The sequence below is a fragment of the Amycolatopsis acididurans genome (genome assembly GCF_012328925.1).
GTDB classification, from domain to species: Bacteria; Actinomycetota; Actinomycetes; order Mycobacteriales; family Pseudonocardiaceae; genus Amycolatopsis_E; species Amycolatopsis_E acididurans.
On the sequence record NZ_JAAXLS010000031.1, the window covers coordinates 26,175 to 49,066 of the forward strand.

The following is a 22,892-nucleotide window of genomic DNA, read 5'->3' on the forward strand; positions in this document are numbered from 1 at the left end:
AGCATCTCACTGCGTCGGCAGGTTGAAACGGCGCAGGCTTGTGTCGTTCCCGTCGATGCCGATCTCGGTGATCGCGGCGTTCTCGATCCGGGGGAACACGTCGCGATAGCGCGCGAGCGGGATGCCCAGCAACCGGCAGAGTGTGAGCCGGAGCAGGGTGTTGTGCGCGACGACCAGTACGCGCCGTCCCCGTTCGCGCTGGGCGATATTCCGCAGTGCGCGAACACCACGCTCCGCGGCTTCCACAGGCGGTTCCGCGTCCGGGAACGCGTTCGCGACCGGGTCCACGCGGAAGCGTTCCACCAGGTCCGCGGGCATTTCGCTGAGCACGCGGCCCTCGGCGAGTCCGAAGTGGACCTCGCTCAGTTCCTCGACGGTCTCGATGGTCAGCCCCAGCTTCTTCGCCGGCGACTCTGCCGTGCGCTGCGCCCTCCCGAGCGGTGAGGCGTAAACCGCTACGGGTGGATCGGGCCGCGCGGCGAGGAACTCGCCCAGCTGTTCGGCCTGGCGCAGGCCGAGGTCGGTCAACGCCACGTCGCTGGTGCCGGCGTACCGGTTCTCGGCGTGCCACTCGGTTTCGCCGTGCCGGACCAGCAGGAGCCGGGTGCTCATCAATCCTCCCGTGACAAATCTCGTTCTGAGTGTTAATTTAACATCTCAAGCGTGAAAGGGGATGTTTCATGGGGTTCGCCGCGGTGGTGTTCGACCTCGATGGGGTGCTGGTCGAAAGTGAACACCTCTGGGAGGAGAACTGGGTCGCCTACGCCGCCAAGCACGGTGTCGAGTGGACGGCCGAGGACACCGCGACCGTGCAGGGCATGAGTGCGCCGGAGTGGGCCGCCTACCTCGGCAGCCGCAGCGGCACCCCGGAGACGGTCGAGCAGGTCGAGCGCGCCGTCGTCGACGGCATGATCGCCTCGATCGAGGCGGGCGAGGCGCCGCTCCTGCCCGGCGCGGGCGCCATGGTGCGGGACGTGGCCGCGCTGGTTCCCGTCGCGCTCGCGTCGTCGGCCGCCCGTCGCGTGATCGACGCCGTGCTCGCCACGCACGGCCTGACCGGTGAGTTCGCCGCGACAGTGTCCAGCGCCGAGGTGCCGAGGGGTAAACCGAGCCCGGACGTCTACGCCGAGGCCGCGTCCAGGCTGGGATTCGGCGGGGAGCGGTGCCTCGGGGTGGAGGACTCGAGTAACGGGATCCGCGCGGCCGCGGCAGCCGGGCTCACCGTCATCGCGCTGCCGAATCCGACGTATCCGCCCAAGCCTGACGCGCTCGAACTGGCCGCCGAGGTGGCGGACAGCAACGACGACGTCCGCAAGAAGCTGCTCGCCTATCTCACCGGGGAGTTGGTGCGATCATGACCGTGCTGGGGACCGCCGAGACATTCAAACGAGACTGGCTCGACGGATTCGTCACCGCCTACGGGCGCGAGGTCCGCAAGGTGCCGGACGCCTACGGGGTGGTCGGCCGCCACGTGCCGCGCCGGGGCAAGGTCGCCGTCGTCATCGGCGGCGGCTGCGGGCACTACCCGGCTTTCGCCGGTCTCGTCGGCCCCGGCCTCGCGGACGGTGCGGTGGTCGGCGACGTGTTCACCAGCCCGAGCGCCGAGCAGGTCTACCGCACGGCACGGGCGGCCGACGGCGGCGCCGGCGTCCTTTTCGGCTACGGCAACTACCAGGGCGACGTGCTCCACTTCGGACTCGCGGCGCGCCGGCTGGCCGCCGAGGGCATCGACAGCCGCACGATCCTGGTCACCGACGACGTCGCCAGCGGCCCCGCGGACAAGCCGGAGAGCCGCCGCGGCGTCGCGGGCGACTTCTTCGTCTTCAAGATCGCCGGAGCGGCGGCCGAGCGGGGCGACGACCTCGACGGTGTGTATGCGGCAGCGGTCAAGGCGAACGCGGCCACCCGCACGTTCGGTGCGGCGTTCGGCGGCTGCACGCTGCCAGGAGCGGACGAGCCACTGTTCACCGTCTCCGACAGCGAGATGGAGCTGGGGCTTGGCATCCACGGCGAGCCGGGTGTGCGCACCGTCGGCCGCCTCGGTGCCGTCGAGCTTGCCGACGAGCTCGTCGACGGCCTACTGCCCGAACTTCCCACCGGAGACGGGCGGGTCGCGGTCATGCTCAACGGGCTGGGCCGCACCAAGTACGAGGAAATGTTCGTCGCCTACAAGCGCGTGCACGAGCGTCTTGCCGCGGCCGGGCTCGACCCGGTGCACATCGAGGTCGGCGAGTTCGTCACGTCGCTGAACATGGCGGGCGTGTCCCTGTCGGTGATGGTGCTGGATGACGAGCTGGCCGAACTGTACGCCGCGCCGTGCTCCTCGCCCGGCTACCGTGGCAGCGGAATCCAACTCGAGTCCGTGCCGCTTTCGTCCACTGTGGATCACGCGTTGGCAAGGCCGGAAGGCGATGGCAGGGGGATCGTCGATCGGGCGCTGACCGCGGCCATGCACAGCATCGAGGAGAACGAGGCCGAACTGGGCAGGCTCGACGCGGTGGCCGCCGACGGGGACCACGGGCTCGGCATGACGCGCGGTATCCGGGCGGCGGTGGCCGCGGCTCGCCGGTTGGAGGGGGAGTCCGTCGCGGACGCGCTGCTCGCGGCGGGCACGGCGTTCGCGGACGCCGCGGGTGGCGCCTCCGGTGCGCTCTACGGCGTGCTGCTCGCCGAGACCGGTGCGGGCCTGCGCGGCGAGATCACGGCGCACACGGTGGCCGACGCGGTGGACGGTGCAGTCAGGGCGTTCGTCGAGCTGGGCAAGGCCGAGCCGGGCGACAAGACGATGCTCGACGGGATCGAGCCGTTCCGTGCCGCGCTGCGGGAACACGCCGATTCCGGCGTCGCCGACGCGTGGCGCAAGGCCGCGCAGGGCGCGACGCTGGCCGCGCAGGACACCGCGAACCTGCTGCCCGCCAAAGGCCGCGCGGCACGGCTCGCGCAGCGCAGTCAGGGGCACGCCGACCCCGGCGCCACGTCGTTCGCGCTGATCGTCACGGCGGTCGGCGAAGTGTTGGGAAGGACAGACTGATGCGGGTGGTTGTGGCCGCGGACAACGCGGGTGTGCTGCTCAAGAACGAGGTCCGAGACCTGCTCAAGAACGACCGGCGGGTCACCGAGGTGATCGATGTCGGCGTCGACAGCCCTGATGACGACCGTGCGTACCCTGTACTCGGGCTCGCGGCAGCCGAGAAGATCGCGAACGGCGAGGCCGACCGCGGCGTGCTGGTGTGCGGCACCGGTATCGGCGTGGCGATCTCGGCGAACAAGGTCCCCGGTGTGCGGGCCACGGTGGCGCACGACTCCTACTCGGCCGAGCGCTCGATCAAATCGAACAACTGCCAGGTCATCACGTTCGGTGCGCGCGTGATCGGTCCGGAGCTGGCGAAGAAGATCGTCACCGAATGGCTCGGCTACACCTTCGACCCGTCCTCGGCCAGCGCCGCCAAGGTCGCGCACATCACCGAATACGAGCAGGTCCACGCCGCGAGCTGACGCCGCGGCACCAGTGAGAGGAACAATGACGTTGCGGGTACTCGCTGCAGGAGACGAGTTCGTCGGGACCGGGCTGCTCATCGAAGCGGTGCGCGCCGAGGTCGCCGACGCCGAGTTCACCCGGATGTCGCTGCCATGGCCGGTCGAGCCGTTCGGCCCGGTCGCCAACGTGCACGAGGCCAGCGGCACCGAGGACCAGGTCATCGAGGCTCTCGGCGGCGCCGAGGTCGCGGTGACCCAGATGGCGCCGTTCACCAAGAAGGTCTTCGCCGCCGCGCCCGAGCTGAAGATGGTGTCGGTCTCGCGCGGCGGCCCGGTGAACGTCGACCTCGCCGCGGCCACCGAGGCGGGTGTCGCGGTCACCTTCGCACCCGGACGCAACGCCGCCGCAGCCGCGGAGTTCGCGATCGGCCTGATCCTGGCCGGTATGCGACGCATCTCGACCGCGTCCGCCGAACTCCTCGGCGGCCAGTGGCGTGGCGACTACTACGCCTACGCCAACGCGGGTCTCGAGCTGGAAGGCTCGACCGTTGGCCTGGTCGGTTACGGCGCGATCGGGTCCAGGGTCGCGAAGGTGCTGCAGGCTTTCGGTGCGCGCGTGCTGGTCTCGGACCCCTTCGCGGATCCGGCCAAGATCGCCGCCGACGGCGCCGAACTGGTCGAGCTCGACGAACTGCTGCGCCGCAGTCCCGTGGTGAGCCTGCACGCGCGGCTCACCGAGCAGACCAAGCACCTGATCAACGCCGAAAAGCTGGCGCTGCTGCCCGAGGGCGCGGTGCTGGTCAACTCCGCGCGCGGTGGCCTGCTGGACTACGCACCGCTGCCGGACCTGCTGCGCAGCGGCCGGCTCGGCGCGCTGGCGCTGGACGTGTACGACGTGGAGCCTCCGCCCGCCGACTGGCCGCTGCGCGATGCGCCGAACGTGATCGCGACGCCGCACCTGGCCGGCTGCAGCAGGCAGACCGCCGAGCGGGCGGCCCGCATCGTCGCCGCCGAGGTGGGCCGCTATGCGCGCGGGGAGAAGCTGCTCAACGTCGCGAACCCGGAAGCCCTGCGATGATCATCGGCGTCGACATCGGTACCTCGCTGACGAAGGCCGTGGTCTTCGACCGCTCGGGCGTGTCGATCGCCCAGGCCTGCACGCCTTCGGAAGTCCACCACCTGCCAGGCGGACGGGTGGAGCAGGACCTCGACCAGGTCGTCGGCACCGTGGCCACCGTCGTCAGGGAGGTCGCCTCGGCCATCGACGGACCGGTCACCGCGCTCGCGCTGACCGGCCAAGGCGACGGCGTGTGGATGCGCGACGAGCACGGTAACGCGGTCCGCCCGGCCATCTCCTGGCTCGACGGACGGGCGAACGCGCTGCTGGCGAAATGGCAGGCCGGCGGCGTGATGCGGGAAGTGTTCCGCCGCACGGGTTCCGGCATGTTCCCCGGCTGCGCCGCCGCCGTACTGTCCTATTTGGACGAGCACGAGCCCGAGGTGCTCGACCGGGCCGCGGTCGCGGGCTACTGCGTCGACGGCGTCGTGCAGCGGCTGACCGGCGAGATCACGGTGGACGTGTCCGACGCCTCGCTGCCCTTCCTCGATCCGGCGACCCGGCATTACGACGAGAAGGCGATCGCGTCCTGCGGGCTCGGCCACCGGCGTGGCCTGCTGGCCGAGCCCGCGCCGCCGAGGGCGGTGTTCCACCTCAACGCGCACGGCGCGGAGCTGCTCGGCCTGCCCAGCGGTCTCCCGGTCACGGCCGGCCCGTTCGACCTGCCCGCCAGTGCGATCGGCGCGGGTGTTCGCGAGCCGGGCGACGGCATCCTGACCGCGGGCACCACGCTGGCCTGCCAGGTGCTGACCGACAGCGCCGAGTTCGATCCCGAGGGCGAGCCCGCCGGCATGTTCCTGTCCACCCCGAACGTCGCTCAGTACCTGCGCGCGATGCCCGCGATGGTCGGCACCGCGAGCATCGACTGGGCGTGCAAACTGCTGGGCACCGAGGTGCAGCAGGTCGGCTCGCTGTTGGCCGAGAGTGTGCCGGGTGCCAACGGGGTGCGCGCGCTGCCGTTCCTGTCGGCTTCCGGCGAGCGTGCACCGTTCGTGGACGCGGCGGCGCGTGCGCAGTTCTCCGGGCTGAGCCTCGAGCACGGGCGAGCCGACATCATGCGCGCGTTGTGCGAGTCGATCGCTTACGCGGCAAGGCATTGCTTCGAGGCTGCCGGCCTGTCGGGCACGCTTTACGCATGTGGCGGTGGGGTGCGTTCGGCCGAGTGGACGCAGATCTTCGCGGACGTGCTCGGGCGGTCGATCGTGATCCCCAGTGATCCGGGTGTCGGCGCGCGGGGCGCGGTGCTGGTCGCGGCGGAGTCGCTCGGCGAGCCGTTCGACGTCGAACTCTGGGCGAGCAACTCCCGTACCGTGGAGTTCGTGCCCGAGAACGTGGATTTCTACCAGCGCGGTTACGCCGACTACCAGGCGTCGCTCGCGGCGGCGAAGGGGTTGTGGCGCCTGTGATCCTCTCGGAGGAACGAGCCGCGGTATGCGAGTACGCACGGCGCATGACGGCGGACGGGCTGGTGGTCGGCACGTCCGGCAACGTCTCGATGCGTTCCGGCGACCTGGTCGCCGTCACGCCGACGGGTGTCGACTACGCGACGCTGCGTTCCCAGGACGTGCCCGTCGTGTCGCTCGATGGGTCCATTGTGGACGGCGGACTGCGGCCGACAAGCGAGCTGCCCATGCACCTGACGGTGTACGGCAAGGCCGCGGACCCGGACGGCAAGGCGGTCAACGCCGTCGTGCACACGCATTCCGTATACGCCACCGCAGTGTCCACTTTGGTCGAAGAGCTGCCGCCGATCCACTACATGGTGGCTGCGATCGGAGCAAGCGCACGGGTCGCGAAGTATGCCACCTACGGCACCCCGGAACTGGCGGACGCGATGCTCGCCGCGCTCGAGGAACGCCGTGGCTGCCTGCTGGCCAACCACGGCACCATCACCTATGGCGAGAGTCTCGAGGCGGCATACCACCGGGCACAACAGCTGGAGTGGGTGTCCCAGGTGTGGCTGGTCGCGCGCTCGGCGGGCACACCGAGCCTGCTGCCTCCGACGGAGATCAATCACGTGGTGGACAAACTGCGCGGCTACGGGCAGCGCTGAGCTGTCGCCGCGGGGCTGAAGGCGCTGCGGGTTGTTGAGGCGGGACAGGCGGTGAGCGCCCGGTGCCCGCTGCTCGTCGCGAGTCCGGTATCCATCCGCCGGCGGAGGTCGAGCCTCGAACCTCCCGCACGTGAACTTATTGCCAAATGTCCTTTTTGAATGAATGAAACTGACCTGTTACAGGTCGGCCGTTCCCTCTTCCCGTAGAGTTCGCCATCATTGCCCGTTGTGATTGCGCAAGAAACCGTTCGGGTACTTGCTCCACCAGGGCTTTTCGGTTAATGCGCAGCTCAAAACGGACAAAATCCGCCACGGCCGAACTGGAATGAGGGCACTAGATGGTCAAACCGGCCCAGTCGACGCAGTTGGAAACAAATCAACCGCATCTTCGCAGATCGGTCGGTTTCTACGGGCTGATGTTCGTCTCGCTCGGGTCGATCATCGGTTCGGGCTGGCTGCTCGGCGCGCTCAAAGCGGCGAAGGTCGCCGGACCGGCCTCGCTGCTGTCGTGGGTGCTGACCGCGCTCATCATGGCCACCCTGGCGTTGATCCACGCCGAACTGGGCGCCGCGTACCCGGCAGCCGGCGGCACCGCCCGCTTCCCGCTCCTCGCGTACGGCGTCGTCGGCGGGTTCGTCGGGGGCTGGGTCGCCTGGCTCCAGGCCGTCGCGCTCGCGCCGGTCGAGGTCGAGGCCAGCCTCGAATATCTCGACAACATCACCTGGATCAAGGAAAACCTGAACCTGCTGACCCCCAGCGGCACGCTGACCGCGAGCGGGTTCGGCTGGGCCACGCTGCTGATGGCGATCTTCACGTTCATCAACCTCGTCGGCGTGAAACTCCTGTCGGAGAGCAACAGCGCGACGGTCATCTGGAAGACCGCGGTACCACTGATCACCATCGTGGTCCTGCTCGCGATGCGCTTCCACCCCGGCAACTTCACCGCGGGCGGTGGGTTCGCCCCCGCCGGAGCGCACGGCGTGTTCGCCGCACTGCCGGTGGGTGTCGTGTTCGCGCTGCAAGGATTCGAGCAGGCCGTCCAGGTCGGCGGCGAGGCACGCAACCCGCAGAAGGACATCTCGCGCGCGATCATCACGGCGATGGTCATCGGCACGATCATCTACCTGCTGCTGGAAGTCGTCTTCATCGGTGCGCTCGACCCGGCCGCCCTCGTGCACGGCTGGGACAACCCGATCGAAAAGGGCTCGTTCGGTCCCTACGCCACATTGGCGACACTCGCCGGCGCGGGCTGGCTCGCGTACATCCTTTATGCCGACGCGTTCGTCTCACCAGCCGGCACCGGTCTGCTCTACCTCGGCACGTCCTCGCGGCTGTCGTACGCGATGGGCCGGGACAAGATGCTGCCGAAGACGCTGGGCAAACTGAGCATTCGCGGTGTCCCGGTGTGGTCGATCGTGCTGTCGTTCGTGGTCGGCGAGATCATGTTCCTGCCGTTCCCGAGCTGGCAGTCGCTGGTCAGCGTGATCACTTCGGCGACGGCGATCATGTACGCGTTCGCACCGGTGGCGATGGCCGCGCTGCGCAAGCGCGACCCCGACCGCCCGCGCCCCTACCGCGCACCGGCGCCGAAACTGATCGCCCCGGCCGGTTTCGTCGCGGCGAACCTCGTCATCTACTGGAGCGGGTTCGACATCACGTGGAAGATCGTGATCGCGATCGTGATCGGTTTCCTGCTGTTCCTCGGCGGACGCCTGACGATGACGGCGGCCGAACGGCCCGCCGTCGACTGGAAGGCGGGTGTGTGGATCGCGCCGTGGCTGGGTGGCCAGGTGCTGATCGGGTACGTCGGCCGCTACGGCGAGAGCGGGAACCTCAAGGTGCTGCCGGAGTGGGTCGACCTGGTGGTCGTGATCGCGTTCAGCCTGGCGATCTTCTACTGGGCGGTCAGCCTCGCGATGGACAGCGACAAGGTGAAGGCGACGGTCGACCGCGAGGCCGCCGAACTGGCGGCGTGAGCGATCCTGGCGGGCGGCCAGTGGGGCCGCCCGCCAGGAACTGGTTTCGACTTATGGACGAGTACCGCCCGATGATGTCCGCGGAGCGCGCCGCGTGCCTTCGCGAGTGGCAGGAACGGGCGTACCGGCGCGGCCGCCGCGCGCGCCAGGACGTGACCTACCTGGGTTGTGAACTCGTCATCCCACCCGGAGTCATGCCGATCACGCCCGTCTCGAACTTGCTCGGCCAGGCAGTTCTCAACGAGGTCGGTGCCGGTGAGCGGGTGCTCGATATGGGTACTGGCAGCGGCGTGAACGCGATACTGGCAGCCTCGCAAGGCGCTTCGGTGCTGGCGGTCGATATCAACCCCGATGCGGTGACGACCGCCCGGAACAACGTGCGGCGCAACGGTTTCGAGGATCTGGTCGAGGTCCGCGAAAACGACGTGTTCGGCGCCGTCGAGGGCGCCTTCGACCTCATTGTGTTCGATCCGCCGTTTCGTTGGTTCCGCCCCCGCGACTCGTTCGAGATGGCCTCCACCGACGAGAACTACGCAGCCATGACTCGCTTCTTCGGTGAAGCGCGCACCCATCTGACCCCCGGCGGCCGGATGCTCGTCTTCTTCGGCACTACGGGCGACCTGGCGTATCTGCTCCACCTGGCCGAGGGCGCGGGCTTCTCCCACACCGTCCTGGCCGAACGCGAATCCGGGGACGACGCCTACTTCACCTACCGGATGAGCTTGTCAGCACCACGACCTTCCCGCGGCCGCGGCCGCCTTCGCTGAGGTCGAGTGCGCTCCGCAAATCCTCCAAGGCGAAGGTCCGTGCGATCGGGATCGCCGCCGCTCGACGTGGTCCTGCAAGCCTTCCGCGCGGGTGGTGCCGTTCCTGGGAAACAACCGGCCGCAGGCCGCGCTGGCGGCGGAAGTCGGCATGGCGGCGTTCGGCCACGCGGCCCGTCTGCGGTGGGCCGATCCGAGCGACGGCCTGGGCGCGCTGATCACCCAGGCCTTCGCCGACCTGCGCGAGCTCTGACGCGGCTCAGAACTGGTAGTACAGAAACGGACTGAAGGTCCCGTTCGCCACCAGAATGGCCGCATACGCGATTCCCGCTGTCATCACGCCGATTCGCAGGCTCGTCGCCGGGCGGGTGCGGGACGATTCGATCAGCGGACCCGTCACCGGGTGCGCTGGCAGGAACACCACGGCGAGCGACGCCAGCAGGATCACCAGCCGCTGGTTCGTCAGCGCCGCGCTGACCACGTCGGTCAGGCCCGAGAAGTCCGGCAGGAACATGTGCCCGATCATCGTCAGCGCGTGACCGATATCCGGGGCCTTGAAGAAAACCCAGCCGAAGACGACCAGCACCAGCGTCAGCAAGCGCCGCCCCAGCATGCCCGCGCGGGAGGACGGCGTCTGGTCGAGATGGAACGCGCGCTCGATGATCAGCAGCGCGCCGTGGTAACAACCCCACACGAGGAAGGTCCAGTTCGCGCCGTGCCAGAAGCCGGTCAGCACGAACACGATGCACAGGTTCCGGTACGTCTTCGCCGGGCCGCGCCGGTTGCCGCCCAGCGAGATGTACACGTAGTCCCGGAACCAGCGCGACAGCGACATGTGCCAGCGCCGCCAGAACTCGGTCACCGTCACCGACGAGTATGGCCGCGCGAAGTTCTCCGGCAGCCGGAAACCCAGCATCCGGCCCAGCCCGATCGCCATGTCCGAGTAGCCCGAGAAGTCGAAGAACAGCTGCAGCGTGTACCCGACCGCCCCCAGCCAGGCCACGCCGAAGGTCATCTCGTGCGACGGGGTCGCGAAGCACGCCTCGACCATCGGGTTCAGCGAGTCCGCGATGATGACCTTCTTGCACAGCCCGAGCGCGAACCGCGGGAAACCCGCGGCGATGTCGTCCAGCCGGTGCGAACGGTGCTGCGGCAGCTGGTCGGCGATCTCCCGGTACCGCACGATCGGACCCGCCACGAGCTGCGGAAACATCGCGATGTATGTCATGAACGACACGGGGTTGCGCAGCGCGGGCCGCTCCCCACGGTAGATGTCGACCACGTACGAGATGTGGTGGAACGTGAAGAACGAGATCCCGATCGGCAGCGCGAGGTGCACGACCGGGAAGTCGCCGCCGAAGATCCGCGCGAAGTAGTCGAACTGCTGTGTGGCGAACCCGGCGTACTTCCAGATCACCAGCATTCCGACGTCGAAAGTGATCACACCGATCAGCAGCTTGCGCCGCCGCTTCGACTTCAGATCCCACTCGCTGGGCTCGAGCGCGATGCCGACGAAGAAGTTCACCACCATGCACGCGAGCAGCAGCAGCGTGAACGCGCCCGCACCACTGGCGTAGAACACCACGCTGGCCACCGCGATGATGCCGTTCCGCCAGCTCCGCGGCAGAACCAGCACGGCGAGCAGCAACGCCGGCAGGAAGTACCACAGGAACAACGGTGAAGCGAACGACATCGGGCCCCCATCGACAGCAGCCTGATGACCTTAACCGACCGCGCTGCTCCGTCGGGGTGAACTCCGGGTGAGCGTGATCAGACCCGGCCCGCGATGCGGCGGCGCCGCGCGACCTCGGCGAGCAGGACGGCCGCGGCCACCGACGCGTTCAACGACTCGACCCCGGCGGCCATCGGAATGGACACCGTGAAATCGCACGTTTCCCGCACCAGCCGGGACAGCCCGCGACCTTCCGAGCCGAGCACCACGACTAACGGGTCGGTGGCGATATCCATGGTGTCGATGTCGACCGAACCGTCGGCGTCCAGGCCCGCGATCATCAGCCCCTCGCCGGCCCAGGACTTCAGCTGGCGGGTGAGGTTCGTGGCCACCGCGATCGGCAGCTTCGCGGCCGTGCCCGCGCTCGTCCGCCACGCGACCGCCGTCATGCCCGCACTGCGGCGGCCCGGCAGCAGCACGCCGTGCGCGCCGAACGCGGCCGCCGAGCGCACCACCGCACCGAGATTGCGCGGATCGGTGACCCCGTCCAGCGCGACCAGCAGCGGCGGCTCGCCCGAATCACGGGCGGCCTGCAACAGGTCGTCGGGATGCGCGTACTCGAACGGCGGCACCTGCAGGCCGAGTCCCTGGTGCACCGCGCGGTTGGTCTTGCGGTCCAGCTCGTCACGGGGCACCTCCATGATCGAGATGCCCCGGTCCGCGGCGAGCCGCACGGCCTCGGTGACGCGGTCGTCGGCCTCGATGTTCAGCGCGACGTACAGCGTCGTGCCGGGCACGTCCGCGCGCAGCGCCTCGACGACCGGGTTGCGGCCCGCGATGATCTCGGGGCCCTCGCCCTTCTTGTCGCGCCGTTCCGCGGCCTTGGCGGCGGCCATCGCGCGGCGCTGCGCCGGATGACCCGGCCGCATCTCCGCGCGCGGCGTCGGGCCCTTGCCTTCCAGGGACTTGCGGCGCTGACCGCCGGAGCCCTTGACGGCACCCTTCTTGGTGCCGGGATTGCGGGTCGCGCCCCGGCGTTTGGAGTTTCCAGCCATGGTGACTAAGCGTCCTTCACGGTCCACAGTGGACCATCTGGGGTGTCTTCGACCGAGATTCCGGCCTTGAGCAAGCGATCCCGCACCGCGTCCGCACGCGCGAAATCGCGTGCGGCCCGTGCCTCCTGGCGTTCGGCCAGCATTCCGTCGACGAGATCGCCCAGCGCCTCGCGCGCCGGGGACTCGGTGCCCGCCGCCTCCGCCCACCGCGGGTCCAGCGGATCGAGGCCCAGCACGCCCATCATCGCCCGCACGGATGCGGCCGCGGCGCGTGCGGCGTCGTCGTTGCCGCCGTCCAGCGCGGCGTTGCCCTCGCGCACCGCGTTGTGCACCACCGCGACGGCGGCGGGCGTGGCCAGATCGTCGTCCATCGCCGCGGCGAACTCCGGGGCCGGCGAGCCGGTCGTGACCTCGCCGAGCCTGCTCGCCACGCGGTGCACGAACTGCTCGATCCGCCGGTAACCCTGTGCGGCCTCGGACAACGCGCCGTCGGAGTACTCGATCGTGGACCGGTAGTGCGGCTGGATCAGGTAGTAGCGCAGTTCGACGGCCCGGTAGTTCCGCAGCATCACGTCGATCGACACGACGTTGCCCAGCGACTTCGACATCTTCTCGCCGGACAGCGTCACCCACGCGTTGTGCAGCCAGAACCGCGCGAACGGGTCGCCGGCGGCGTGCGACTGGGCGCGTTCGTTCTCGTGGTGCGGGAACACCAGATCCACGCCGCCGCCGTGGATGTCGAACTCGGCGCCGAGATAGGTGGTCGCCATCGCCGAGCACTCCAGGTGCCAGCCGGGACGGCCTGCGCCCCACGGCGTCGGCCACGACGGCTCACCGGGTTTGGCGCTCTTCCACAGCGTGAAGTCGCGCGGATCGCGTTTGCCCTCGGCCAGCGACTCGCCCTGCTGCACCTCGTCGAGCTTCTGGCGGGACAGCGCGCCGTAGCTGTCGAAGGTGTTCACCGCGAAGTACACGTCACCGCCCGCGGCGTACGCGTGCCCGGAGTCGATGAGCCGCTGCATCAGCTCGATCATCTGCGTGACGTGCCCGGTGGCGCGCGGCGCGATCGACGGCGGCAGGCAGCCGAGCGTGGTGTAGGCGTTCTCGAACGCGCGCTCGTGCGTGAACGCCCATTCCCACCACGGGCGCCCGGCGTCGGCGGCCTTGGCGAGGATCTTGTCGTCGATGTCGGTGACGTTGCGTACGAACAGCACGTCGAGTCCATTATGGACGAGCCAGCGGCGCAGCACGTCGTAGTTCAGCGCGCCGCGGACGTGCCCGATGTGCGGGATGCCCTGCACGGTCGCCCCACACACGTACATCGACGCCGTTCCACTACGGGCGGGATGGAATTCCCGCACGCTCCTGGTCGCGGTGTCGTAGAGGTGTAGGGCCACCCCGAAATGGTACGGGTCTAGAGAACCCCGTGCGTGCGCAGGGCAGTGAGCAGGCCGTCCGGACGCTCGGTGGTGGGCAGCGGATCGACCAGCGCGAACGCACAGCCCAGCGCCTTCGCCCCGCCATCGGCCTCTTCGCTGTCGCCGATCATGAGCGTCTCCTCGGGTGCGACGCCGAGCCGGTCGAGCAGGATGCGGAAGATCGCCGGATCCGGCTTGATCACGCCTTCCTCGAAGGAGAGCACGAACTCGTCGACGTAGGCGTCGAACCCGCGTGCGGAGAACGCGGGGCGGATGTCGAAGGCGATGTTGCTCAGCACGCCGACCTTCACGCCGCGGCCCGCGGCACCCTTGAGCACGGCCTCGGTGTCGGGATAGGGCACCCATTCGCCAGGGTCGACCATCCGGTCGTAGAGCGCCTTGGCCTGTTCGGCCTGTGGCAACCCGGATTTCCGCAGAACTTCAAGATAGATCTTGCGGTGCAGTGCCGGATCCAGATCGCGGTTCTCCCACGCGTACTGGTACTCCTCGGTCAGCTGAACGACCTGGCCGCTGGGCGCCGTCATGCGCCGCATCAACTCGGTCTGTGCCTCGACGTCCAGCGGATCACCGTTGGCGTCCTTGAGGTGGGTCAGCCAGCTCTCGTCCTGTTCGAGCCGGAACACCGTGCCGGAAAAGTCGAACATCACCGCCCGAATCGTCACGACTCCAGGCTAACGGGCGGTAGGCACCGCATGTGCGAGTTGTGACCTACTCCGCGGATACAAGCAGGGCGTTCGCGATCGCCGCGAGGCCCTCGCCCCGGCCCGTCAGGCCGAGGCCGTCGGTGGTGGTGCCCGCGACGCTGACCGGGCCGCCCGCCGCCTTGCCCAGCACGTCCTGCGCCTCCTCGCGACGTTTGCCGACACGCGGCGCGTTGCCGATGATCTGCACGGACGCGTTGCCCAGCCGCCAGCCCGCCGCCTCGATCCGGCGCCGCACCTCACCGAGCAGTTCCGCCCCGTGCGCGCCCGCCCAGCGCGGATGGCCGGTGCCGAACACCGCGCCGAGATCGCCGAGCCCGGCTGCCGCGAGCATCGCGTCGCACAGCGCGTGCGCGGCCACGTCACCGTCGGAATGCCCCGCGCAACCGTCCACGCCGTCCCAGAGCAGACCGGCGATCCAGCATTCGCGGCCCTTCTCCACGGGATGCACGTCGACGCCGGTGCCGACCCTCAAGCTCGCTCCTCGAGTAACAACGCCTCCGCGACCGCCAGGTCGAACGGCGTCGCGAGCCGGATCGCGTTGGGATGACCGGCGACGGTGCGTACCGTACCGGGCGGTTCGGACAGTAGATCCACGCCGCGTGCGCACGCGTCGCGCAGCACGCCCTCGGTGCAGCCCAAGGGAGACTGGATGGTGCGCAGCTGCGCGCGGTCCTTCGTGGTGACGATCACGCCCGCCGGATCCACCAGTTTGACTGTGTCGGTCACGGGTAATACCGGGGCGACTGCCCCAGCTCCTTGAAAAACAGCTTCGGCCACCGCGGCGACGGTGGCAGGGGGAACGAATGGACGCGCTGCGTCATGCACCAAATACGCGTCGTAATGCTCATCGCGGACCGCCTCGTAGGCGAGCCGGAGCGATTCGGCACGATCGGCGCCGCCGGGAATTACCCGGCACCTTTTGCCGGTGCCGGGCAGTTCCCGCACGATCGCTTCGCAAGAGCCGAGTATTCGCGACGGCACGGCCACGACCAGCCGATTCATGCAACCCACGTCGAGCAGGCCGCGAACGGCGTGCGTGAGCAGTGGTTCACCGTGGACCCGGACCAAGACGTCCGGCTCCCCGGAACCGGCGAGAACGAGCGCAGCCGCGCGTGCCGCCCCGCCAGGGTTTCGCAATTCGAGCTAGACCGCCGCGGTTTCCAGCACCTCGTCGAGGAGCGTTTCCGCCTTGCCCTCGTCGGTGCCCTCCGCCAGGGCCAGTTCACTTACCAGAATCTGCCGGGCCTTCGCCAGCATCCGCTTCTCACCAGCGGAAAGGCCTCGGTCCTTCTCTCGCCGCCAGAGGTCGCGCACCACTTCGGCCACCTTGTTCACATCGCCGGAGGCGAGCTTCTCGAGGTTGGCCTTGTACCGACGAGACCAGTTCGTGGGCTCTTCGGTGTGGGGAGCACGCAGCACGTCGAAAACGCGGTTCAGACCATCCTGGCCGACGACGTCCCGAACACCGACGATCTCGGCGTTGTCAGCGGGAACGCGAACCGTGAGATCTCCCTGCGCGACTTTGAGGACGAGGTACTGCTTCTCCTCGCCCTTGATCACGCGGGTCTCGATGGCTTCGATGAGTGCGGCACCGTGGTGCGGGTAGACGACGGTCTCTCCGACCTTGAAAACCATGTGTCCTCTGCCCCTTTCGCTGGCTCCATGTTAGCACGTGGCGAGCGGGCCCACCTAGCGGGCCGAGATCGTCCTCGCAGGTCAGGGCCCTGGGGCGGGTCGCACGGGGGGTTGACAAATCTACACGGGCCGTGCTCATGCAGGTGGTTCGCCCGATGATCACGAATCCACAGTGGACGGTTGAACGGGCGCAGGTGATACCGGGTTCCGGGCCGCCGAGAGGCCCCGGCTAGTCTGCGCAGTAGTAACGCGGGCTCTAGGAGGGACTGAAGACCGTGAGGCTGCAGAAACGTCGTGTGCTCGGAACGAGCGTGCTCGGCCTTGGTGCCGCGCTTGTTCTCGCCGGGTGCGGTGCCGGCCAGATCACCCAGACCGACACCATGCTGCCCGCGGTCAACGGCGCACTCGCGTCCGCCGGCAAGGTTTCCGTGCGCAACGCGGGCATCGTCAACCGCGACACCTGCGACCAGGCATACGCCGCGGGAAGCAACGCGCCGCTCGCGCTGACCATCGCCAACGACGGCTCCGCCGACGACGAGCTGGTCTCGGTCACCTCGCCGAACGCCGCGAGCGCGACCATCGGCGGGCAGAAGACGATCGTCGCGGCGAGCAAGCTGGTCGTCGGCCCGGCGAACGGAACCGAGTCGGCGTCGGAGCCCACGTCCACCTCCGCATCGACCCAGCCGTCCGCCGGTGCCTCGTCAAGGATCGGGCACGGCACGATCGAGCTGCAGGGGCTGAAGTCCGTCGTGTGGCCCGGCATGCTGGTCCCGGTCACGTTCACCTTCCGCACCGCGGGCCCGCTGACCGTGCAGCTCCCGGTCAACGCGCCGACCAAGGCGCTCAGCTGCGGCGCGGCGCAGAGCAGCACCGGCGCGGGTCACTGAGATTGTCGGTGCCGGGCGCTAACGTCCCGGACCGTGGTCAAGAAGGGCAGTAGCTACCGCTGCGGTGAGTGCGGGTACGAGGCGGCCAAGTGGGTCGGGCGGTGCCCGGAGTGTCACGCGTGGGGCACCATCGAGGAGCGCGGTGACGCGCGCCCGGCGATAGCGCGGGTCGCGGCCGGAGCGCCGAGCGCGCCGGCCAAACCCATCGCGCAGGTCGATCTCGAGGCGGCGCGGGCCCGCGCGACCGGGGTCGCCGAACTCGACCGGGTGCTCGGTGGCGGGCTCGTACCTGGCGCCGTCGTGTTGCTGGCCGGTGAGCCCGGCGTCGGCAAGTCCACCCTGCTGCTCGAGGTCGCCTACCAGTGGGCGGCGGGTTCGTCGGCGCCCGCGCTGTACGTGACCGGTGAGGAGTCCGCGGGGCAGGTGCGGTTGCGCGCGGAGCGAACCGGGAACTTGCACGAGCGGATGTTCCTGGCGGCGGAGAGCGATCTGTCGGCGATCCTCGGCCACGTGGACGCGGTCGCGCCGGGGGTGCTGATCGTGGACTCGGTGCAGACCATGGCGTCCCCGCAGGCGGAGGGCGCGCCCGGCGGGGTCACCCAGGTCCGTGCCGTCACGGCCGGGCTGGTCGCGCTGGCGAAGGAGCGCGGCCTGCCGATCGTGCTGGTGGGACATGTCACCAAGGACGGTTCGGTGGCCGGACCGCGCGTGCTGGAGCACCTGGTCGACGTGGTGCTGCACTTCGAGGGTGACCGGCATTCCACGCTGCGCCTGGTGCGCGGGGTGAAGAACCGGTTCGGTCCGGCCGACGAGATCGGGTGCTTCGAACTGCGCGACGACGGCATCGTGGGCGTGCCGGATCCGTCGGGGTTGTTCCTGAACCGGCACGAGGACGCGGTGCCCGGTACGGCGATCACCGTCACGGTGGAGGGCAAGCGGCCCCTGCTGTGCGAGGTGCAGGCGCTGGTGTCGAAGAGCAGCCTGCCGCAGCCCCGCCGGGCCGTGAGCGGGCTGGACTCGGCGCGGGTCGGCATGGTGCTGGCGGTGCTGGAGAAACGGGGCGGCGTGCGTTTCGGGGAGCAGGACGTCTATGCGGCGACGGTCGGCGGGATGAAGGTGACCGAGCCTGCCATCGACCTGGCGGTGGTGCTGGCGATCTCGTCCTCGGTGCGGGACGTGCCGCTGTCGCCGCGGCTGGTGGCGCTCGGCGAGGTCGGGCTGGCCGGTGAGATCCGCCGGGTCACCGGCGTGGGGCGCAGGCTCGCCGAGGCCGCGCGGCTGGGCTTCACGCACGCCATCGTGCCGCCGGATCCCGGCAAGCTGCCGGACGGCATCCGGGTCTTGGAGGTGTCCAACGTCGCGGAGGCCCTGAACGCCGCCCACCACGCGTGAGGCGTCAGCGCAGGCGTGAGGTGTCGATCTCGACTGGGAGCGGGCCCGGGGCGGTGACGGTCTCGCCGTCGGTGGCCTCGACCACCTGGACGTAGTCGGCGTCGTCGAGTTCGTAGCCGCGGAACACGACGGGTTTGCCTGGCGGGGTTTCGAGGAGCCACACGTACGGGATTCGCGCCTCGGCGTAGGCGGCCATCTTGGTCTCGCGCTCTTTCTGGCTGTTGCCCGGCGACCACACCTCGACGGCCAGGAGCACGTTCTTGGGCTCGAACACGAGGCGGCAGACGTCGACGTCGACCACCACGAGGTCAGGGATGAGCGCGGTGCGCAGCGGCGTGCTGATCGGTACGCCGACGCCTGGTAGACCGTGCAGATCGGTGCGGCCGGCTGCCTTGACGGCGGCCCGCACCAAGCCGGTCAGCTCAGCGGTCACGTCTTGGTGGGAGCCCGACGGCGGCGGTGTCATCGCGTAGTACCCCAGAATCAGCTCGAGGCGTGAACCATCGGCAGGCTCCTCCGCCGCCAGCCAGTCCTCGACCGTGGTGGGGCCGAGCGCGCGCTTGTACGCCTGCTCCGCGAGTTGTGCGGTCATCCGCCCTCCCTTGCCTCCGGCCTTTCGCCCCAGGGTTGATGTTATCGGGCTCCACAACACCACCCGAGCCAAAAGCCCTGGTCACGCGGACGCGGCGCGCCGCGGCGGGGTCAGCTACCCGCGAGCAGCTTCGCGCAGCGGATCAGGCCCAGGTGGGAGTACGCCTGCGGGTGATTGCCGAGTGAGCGTTCCGCGATCGGGTCGTACTGTTCGGGCAGCAGGCCGGTGGGGCCCGCGGCGTCGACGAGTTGCTCGAACAGTTCCTCCGCCTCGGTGCGCCGCCCGGTCAGCAGATAGGCCTCGATGAGCCAGGCGGCGCACAGGTGGAATCCGCCTTCGCCGCCCGGCAGGCCGTCGTCGCGCCGGTACCGGTACACCGTGGACCCGCTGCGCAGCTCCGCCTCGATCGCGGTGACGGTGGACTGGAACCGCTCGTCGGAGGGGTCCAGCAGGCCGGAGAGTCCGACGAACAGGGAGGCGGCGTCGAGGTCGGTGCCGTCGTAGGCGGTGGTGAAGGCCTGCACGTCGGCGTTCCAGCCGTGGTCGAGCACGTCCGCGGCGATCGTGGCGCGCAGTTCGTGCCATCCTGCGGGGATCTCGCGTTCGTAGACTTCGCCGAGCTTGATGGCGCGGTCGACGGTCACCCAGCACATGACACGCGAATACACCCGGTGACGGGGTACGTGGCGTTCTTCCCAGATGCCGTGGTCGGCCTCCGACCAGCGCCGGGTGACGGCTTCGGCCATCGCGCGCACCATCTGCCAGTCCTTGTCCCGCAGCTCGCCACGTGCCTCGGCCAGTGCGCACACCAGTTCGACAACGGGGCCGAAGACGTCCAGCTGGACCTGGTGGTTGGCGAGGTTGCCGACGCGCACGGGGCGTGAGCCGGCGTAGCCGGGCAGTGTGTCGATCACGGCTTCGGCGCCGAGCTGGGTGCCCGAGATGGTGTACAGCGGGTGCAGGCGTTCCGGGCCGGCGAGCGTGGCCAGCACGTTGTGCAGCCAGTTGAGGTATCCGTCGGCCTCGGTGAGTGATCCGAGCCCGACCAGTTCGCGCACGGTCATCGCGGCGTCGCGGACCCAGCAGTAGCGGTAGTCCCAGTTGCGCACGCCGCCGATTTCCTCGGGCAGGGAGGAGGTGGCCGCGGCGAGCACGGCACCGGTGTCGCTGTTGCACAGTCCGCGCAGCGTCAGCGCCGAGCGGGCCACCAGGTCGGTCTCCACGCCGGGCAGCTTGAGGCTGGACGCCCAGCCGCTCCAGTACGCACCGGCCCGTGTCCGCCGGTCCACTTCGGACAGATCAGCGACGTTGAGATCGGTTGTGCCGCAACGTAGTTCGAGTGTGACGGGGTTTCCCTCACTGGGCTGGACCAATGCCGTCGCGGTGTCGTGGAGGCCGTCGTTGGTGATGTCCCACTCGACGCCGGGTGCGCGCAGCACGATCGGTTCGGAGGTGCCCACGACGCGCAGCCCATCGCCTTCGGGCACGAGATTCACCGGCACGGCGCCGAATTCGGGGCGCGGCGCGAACACGACCTGCGCCTGCGCCGAACCGGAGATCACCCGGACCAGGTCCGTGCGGTGTGACGGGCATTCCGGTTCGAGGTAGTCCGTGACCAGCAGCCGCGACCAGCGTGTCTCCACCGTCATCGTGTTCGGCAGGTAGCGCTGCCCCAGTGGAAGACCGTTGCGGTGCGGTTTGATCGAGAAATGCCCGGCACCGGGGCCGCCGAGCAGGTCGGCGAACACGGCGGGCGCGTCCGGGCCGGGGTGGCACAGCCAGGTCAGCTTCGCGTCCGGGGTGAGCAGCGCGACGGAGCGCTCGTTGGCCAGCATCGACAGCCGCTCGATGGGCGGCGCCTGCTCGCCGTAGAGCCAGGTGCGCCGCTCTTCGAGCATGAACGCGAGCACGGTGGCGACGTCCTCGGTGCCGCTGACCCGGTAGGTGGCCAGGCTTTCCCCGTCGCCGACCTTCACGCCGACGTCCGGGCCGGACAGCCGCGCGAACGCCTTCTCGTCGGTCACGTCGTCGCCGAGGAAGATCGCCGCGGTGGCGCCGACCTGGTGCCGCAGCGTATCGAGTGCGCGGCCCTTGTCGGTCTGGACCACTGCCAGCTCGACGACTTCCTTGCCGTCGGTGGTGGAAACCCCGTCCCAGCAACACGGTCCATTGTGGACCTCGTCGAGGATGCGGGTAGCCTCGTCACGTTCCGCGCGGCGCACGTGCACCGCGATGCTCGCCGGCTTGACCTCCAGCTGCACCCCCGGCACACCCTCGGCGATGCGTTCCAGCTCACGCTCCACCTTGCGGTGCAGCTCACGCGCGCGGCCGTCGAGTTCGTGCACGAAGCCGATGTCGAACTCCGAACCGTGGCTGCCCACCAGGTGCACTTCGGACGGCAGCCGGGACAGGATCGCCAGATCCCGCAGGGCGCGCCCGGAGATCACCGCGGCGGTCGACTCGTGCAGCCCGGCCAGTGACCGCAGCGCACCCACCGACTCGGGCAGCGGCCGCGCGTCGTCCGGGTTGGTCACGATCGGCGCGAGTGTCCCGTCGTAGTCGCACGCGACCAGAAGTCGCGGCGTGCGGGCGATCTGCACGATCGCGCGCCGCAGCTCGGCGGGCAGGGACTCGGCGGTCACCACTCCTCCTTAAGGAGTTCAGAGCGTCTGGGGCGAGTTCAGGCGGCGGGTTCGGACCCGAGAGCTTCGAGGAACGAACGCGCCCACCGATCTACGTCGTGCGTGAGGACCTGACGACGTAGCGCGCGCATCCGTCGTCTGCCCTCGGCAGGGTCGAGCGTAATGGCCGCCTCCAACGCGTTCTTCACCCCGTCAAGGTCGTGTGGGTTGACAAGAAAAGCGCTGGTCAGCTCGGCGGCGGCACCGGCGAACTCGGAGAGCACGAGCGCGCCACCAAGATCGTGACGGCATGCGACGTACTCCTTACAGACGAGATTCATCCCATCGCGTAGCGGTGTGACGACCATGATGTCGGCGGCCGAGTAGAACGCGGCCAGCTCCGTGCGGCTCACCGATTGGTGCAGGTAGTGCACGACGGGGTGCCCCACCCGGGCGAATTCGCCGTTGATCCGGCCGACCATCTGCTCGATGTCGCTGCGCATCCGCTGGTAGTGCTCGACGCGCTCGCGGCTCGGTGTGGCCAGCTGCACGAACGTGACGTCCTCCGGCCGCACCCTGCCCTCGTGCAGCAGCTCGTGCAGTGCCTGCAAGCGCAGGTCGATGCCCTTGGTGTAGTCGAGCCGGTCCACCCCGAGCAGCACGGTCTTCGGGTCGCCGAGGTCGTGCCGGACCTGCGCGGCGCGCTCGGCGACCTCCTTGCTGCGGGCGAGCGTGTCCAGCCCGGCGGCGTCGATCGAGATCGGGAACGCGCCGACGCGCACCGTGCGGTTGCCGACCTGCATCAGACCGGGCCGCGACCGCACGCCGACCGCGCCGCGGCTGGGCTCCAGCCCGACGAGGGTGCGGGCCAGCCACAGGAAGTTCTGCGCGCCACCCGGCCGGTGGAAGCCGACCAGGTCGGCGCCGATCAGCCCGCGCACGATCTCGGCCCGCCACGGCAGCTGCATGAACAGCTCGACCGGCGGGAACGGGATATGCAGGAAGAAGCCGATCCGCAGGTCGGGGCGCAGCTCGCGGAGCATGCTCGGGACGAGCTGCAGCTGGTAATCCTGCACCCACACGGTGGCGCCCTCGGCGGCCACGTTCGCGCTGGCCTCGGCGAAGCGGCGGTTGACCTTGACGTAGCTCTCCCACCAGCTGCGGTCGAACACCGGACGTTCGACCACGTCGTGGTAGAGCGGCCACAGCGTCGCGTTGGAGAAGCCCTCGTAGTAGTCGCGCACGTCCTCGGCGGTCAGCGTGACCGGGTACAGGACCATGCCCTCGTCGCTGAACGGGTCGACCTCGACGCCCGGCACGCCGGGCCAGCCGACCCAGGCGCCCTTGCGGGAACGCAGGAACGGTTCGAGCGCGGACACCAGGCCGCCTGGACTGGCCGTCCAGCGCTGGGTGCCGTCGGCCGACCTTTCCAGGTCCACGGGCAGCCGGTTGGCCACCACGACGAAGTCCGCCGAGGCGTTCCCGATTCCCGGTTCACTCACGCTTGC

22 protein-coding genes are annotated in these 22,892 nt (G+C 69.4%); 11 read left to right on the forward strand and 11 right to left on the reverse strand.

Features of this window, described 5'->3' with window-relative positions; genetic code table 11:
• Nucleotides 1-6: 6 nt before the first annotated feature.
• On the reverse strand, nucleotides 7-612 hold the full coding sequence (locus HFP15_RS29915) for a histidine phosphatase family protein (RefSeq protein WP_168520124.1): 606 nt from the start codon (nucleotides 610-612) through the stop codon (nucleotides 7-9).
• A 68-nt stretch (nucleotides 613-680) separates the two neighbouring features.
• Between HFP15_RS29915 and HFP15_RS29920 the strand changes: the two genes are divergently transcribed.
• From HFP15_RS29920 to HFP15_RS29960, 9 genes are all read left to right on the forward strand, one after another.
• Nucleotides 681-1,358, forward strand: coding sequence for an HAD family hydrolase (locus HFP15_RS29920; RefSeq protein WP_168520125.1), 678 nt, complete (start codon nucleotides 681-683; stop codon nucleotides 1,356-1,358).
• The gene (locus HFP15_RS29925; RefSeq protein ID WP_168520126.1) at nucleotides 1,355-3,031 is read left to right on the forward strand and encodes a dihydroxyacetone kinase family protein; all 1,677 of its coding nucleotides are present in this window, start codon (nucleotides 1,355-1,357) and stop codon (nucleotides 3,029-3,031) included. The genes HFP15_RS29920 and HFP15_RS29925 overlap by 4 nt, the downstream gene beginning before the upstream one ends.
• Nucleotides 3,031-3,495: a ribose-5-phosphate isomerase gene (locus HFP15_RS29930; protein WP_168520127.1), complete on the forward strand. Its 465-nt coding sequence runs from the start codon at nucleotides 3,031-3,033 to the stop codon at nucleotides 3,493-3,495. Before HFP15_RS29925 ends, HFP15_RS29930 begins: the two co-directional genes overlap by 1 nt.
• 31 nt (nucleotides 3,496-3,526) lie before the next feature.
• Complete coding sequence (locus HFP15_RS29935) at nucleotides 3,527-4,555, forward strand: 2-hydroxyacid dehydrogenase (RefSeq protein WP_168520166.1); 1,029 nt, start codon at nucleotides 3,527-3,529, stop codon at nucleotides 4,553-4,555.
• The gene (locus tag HFP15_RS29940; protein ID WP_168520128.1) at nucleotides 4,552-6,000 is read left to right on the forward strand and encodes an FGGY-family carbohydrate kinase; all 1,449 of its coding nucleotides are present in this window, start codon (nucleotides 4,552-4,554) and stop codon (nucleotides 5,998-6,000) included. The genes HFP15_RS29935 and HFP15_RS29940 overlap by 4 nt, the downstream gene beginning before the upstream one ends.
• The gene (locus tag HFP15_RS29945; protein WP_168520129.1) at nucleotides 5,997-6,647 is read left to right on the forward strand and encodes a class II aldolase/adducin family protein; all 651 of its coding nucleotides are present in this window, start codon (nucleotides 5,997-5,999) and stop codon (nucleotides 6,645-6,647) included. The genes HFP15_RS29940 and HFP15_RS29945 overlap by 4 nt, the downstream gene beginning before the upstream one ends.
• Nucleotides 6,648-6,985: 338 nt before the next feature.
• The gene (locus tag HFP15_RS29950; protein ID WP_246272155.1) at nucleotides 6,986-8,623 is read left to right on the forward strand and encodes an APC family permease; all 1,638 of its coding nucleotides are present in this window, start codon (nucleotides 6,986-6,988) and stop codon (nucleotides 8,621-8,623) included.
• Nucleotides 8,624-8,676: 53 nt separating this feature from the next.
• Nucleotides 8,677-9,390, forward strand: a complete 714-nt coding sequence (locus HFP15_RS29955) for a methyltransferase (protein WP_246272156.1) — start codon at nucleotides 8,677-8,679, stop codon at nucleotides 9,388-9,390.
• A 94-nt stretch (nucleotides 9,391-9,484) separates the two neighbouring features.
• Nucleotides 9,485-9,640: a hypothetical protein gene (locus tag HFP15_RS29960; RefSeq protein ID WP_168520130.1), complete on the forward strand. Its 156-nt coding sequence runs from the start codon at nucleotides 9,485-9,487 to the stop codon at nucleotides 9,638-9,640.
• Nucleotides 9,641-9,646: 6 nt separating this feature from the next.
• Here the strand turns inward: HFP15_RS29960 and HFP15_RS29965 are convergent, their stop codons facing one another.
• The 7 genes from HFP15_RS29965 to HFP15_RS29995 form a co-directional block, all read right to left on the reverse strand.
• A complete protein-coding gene (locus HFP15_RS29965; RefSeq protein ID WP_168520131.1) occupies nucleotides 9,647-11,080 on the reverse strand; it encodes an MBOAT family O-acyltransferase in 1,434 nt (477 codons plus the stop codon).
• A gap of 77 nt (nucleotides 11,081-11,157) precedes the next feature.
• Entirely contained in the window at nucleotides 11,158-12,114 is a 957-nt protein-coding gene (gene rlmB, locus HFP15_RS29970) for a 23S rRNA (guanosine(2251)-2'-O)-methyltransferase RlmB (RefSeq protein ID WP_168520132.1), read from the reverse strand.
• A 5-nt stretch (nucleotides 12,115-12,119) separates the two neighbouring features.
• Nucleotides 12,120-13,511, reverse strand: coding sequence for a cysteine--tRNA ligase (cysS, locus tag HFP15_RS29975; protein ID WP_168520133.1), 1,392 nt, complete (start codon nucleotides 13,509-13,511; stop codon nucleotides 12,120-12,122).
• A 17-nt stretch (nucleotides 13,512-13,528) separates the two neighbouring features.
• On the reverse strand, nucleotides 13,529-14,215 hold the full coding sequence (locus HFP15_RS29980; protein ID WP_168520134.1) for an HAD family hydrolase: 687 nt from the start codon (nucleotides 14,213-14,215) through the stop codon (nucleotides 13,529-13,531).
• A gap of 46 nt (nucleotides 14,216-14,261) precedes the next feature.
• Entirely contained in the window at nucleotides 14,262-14,729 is a 468-nt protein-coding gene (ispF, locus tag HFP15_RS29985; RefSeq protein ID WP_168520135.1) for a 2-C-methyl-D-erythritol 2,4-cyclodiphosphate synthase, read from the reverse strand.
• Nucleotides 14,726-15,394, reverse strand: coding sequence for an IspD/TarI family cytidylyltransferase (locus tag HFP15_RS29990; RefSeq protein WP_168520136.1), 669 nt, complete (start codon nucleotides 15,392-15,394; stop codon nucleotides 14,726-14,728). The genes ispF and HFP15_RS29990 overlap by 4 nt, the downstream gene beginning before the upstream one ends.
• A gap of 6 nt (nucleotides 15,395-15,400) precedes the next feature.
• Nucleotides 15,401-15,892 (reverse strand): CarD family transcriptional regulator, encoded by a 492-nt coding sequence (locus tag HFP15_RS29995; RefSeq protein WP_020417039.1) that lies wholly within the window; start codon nucleotides 15,890-15,892, stop codon nucleotides 15,401-15,403.
• A 275-nt stretch (nucleotides 15,893-16,167) separates the two neighbouring features.
• On the opposite strand from HFP15_RS29995, the gene HFP15_RS30000 reads away from it, so the two are divergent.
• Complete coding sequence (locus HFP15_RS30000) at nucleotides 16,168-16,779, forward strand: copper chaperone PCu(A)C domain-containing protein (RefSeq protein WP_168520137.1); 612 nt, start codon at nucleotides 16,168-16,170, stop codon at nucleotides 16,777-16,779.
• Between the two features lie 33 nt (nucleotides 16,780-16,812).
• Nucleotides 16,813-18,171 carry a DNA repair protein RadA gene (gene radA / locus HFP15_RS30005; protein ID WP_168520138.1) on the forward strand — a complete coding sequence of 453 codons (1,359 nt, stop codon included), beginning with the start codon at nucleotides 16,813-16,815 and terminating at the stop codon, nucleotides 18,169-18,171.
• Between the two features lie 4 nt (nucleotides 18,172-18,175).
• Here the strand turns inward: radA and HFP15_RS30010 are convergent, their stop codons facing one another.
• The 3 genes from HFP15_RS30010 to HFP15_RS30020 all read right to left on the reverse strand — a co-directional run bounded on the left by HFP15_RS30010 (nucleotide 18,176) and on the right by HFP15_RS30020 (nucleotide 22,886).
• Complete coding sequence (locus HFP15_RS30010) at nucleotides 18,176-18,763, reverse strand: Uma2 family endonuclease (protein WP_168520139.1); 588 nt, start codon at nucleotides 18,761-18,763, stop codon at nucleotides 18,176-18,178.
• Between the two features lie 110 nt (nucleotides 18,764-18,873).
• The gene (otsB, locus tag HFP15_RS30015; protein ID WP_168520140.1) at nucleotides 18,874-21,405 is read right to left on the reverse strand and encodes a trehalose-phosphatase; all 2,532 of its coding nucleotides are present in this window, start codon (nucleotides 21,403-21,405) and stop codon (nucleotides 18,874-18,876) included.
• A 38-nt stretch (nucleotides 21,406-21,443) separates the two neighbouring features.
• Complete coding sequence (locus HFP15_RS30020) at nucleotides 21,444-22,886, reverse strand: alpha,alpha-trehalose-phosphate synthase (UDP-forming) (protein ID WP_168520141.1); 1,443 nt, start codon at nucleotides 22,884-22,886, stop codon at nucleotides 21,444-21,446.
• Nucleotides 22,887-22,892: the final 6 nt, after the last annotated feature.

What these genes read in the sequence shown, in the direction of transcription:
- HFP15_RS29915 (WP_168520124.1), bottom strand. Translation starts at nt 612, where the DNA reads ATGAGCACCCGGCTCCTGCTGGTCCGGCACGGCGAAACCGAGTGGCAC.
- HFP15_RS29920 (WP_168520125.1), top strand. Translation starts at nt 681, where the DNA reads ATGGGGTTCGCCGCGGTGGTGTTCGACCTCGATGGGGTGCTGGTCGAA.
- HFP15_RS29925 (WP_168520126.1), top strand. Translation starts at nt 1,355, where the DNA reads ATGACCGTGCTGGGGACCGCCGAGACATTCAAACGAGACTGGCTCGAC.
- HFP15_RS29930 (WP_168520127.1), top strand. Translation starts at nt 3,031, where the DNA reads ATGCGGGTGGTTGTGGCCGCGGACAACGCGGGTGTGCTGCTCAAGAAC.
- HFP15_RS29940 (WP_168520128.1), top strand. Translation starts at nt 4,552, where the DNA reads ATGATCATCGGCGTCGACATCGGTACCTCGCTGACGAAGGCCGTGGTC.
- HFP15_RS29950 (WP_246272155.1), top strand. Translation starts at nt 6,986, where the DNA reads ATGGTCAAACCGGCCCAGTCGACGCAGTTGGAAACAAATCAACCGCAT.
- HFP15_RS29955 (WP_246272156.1), top strand. Translation starts at nt 8,677, where the DNA reads ATGGACGAGTACCGCCCGATGATGTCCGCGGAGCGCGCCGCGTGCCTT.
- HFP15_RS29965 (WP_168520131.1), bottom strand. Translation starts at nt 11,080, where the DNA reads ATGTCGTTCGCTTCACCGTTGTTCCTGTGGTACTTCCTGCCGGCGTTG.
- rlmB (WP_168520132.1), bottom strand. Translation starts at nt 12,114, where the DNA reads ATGGCTGGAAACTCCAAACGCCGGGGCGCGACCCGCAATCCCGGCACC.
- HFP15_RS29995 (WP_020417039.1), bottom strand. Translation starts at nt 15,892, where the DNA reads ATGGTTTTCAAGGTCGGAGAGACCGTCGTCTACCCGCACCACGGTGCC.
- HFP15_RS30010 (WP_168520139.1), bottom strand. Translation starts at nt 18,763, where the DNA reads ATGACCGCACAACTCGCGGAGCAGGCGTACAAGCGCGCGCTCGGCCCC.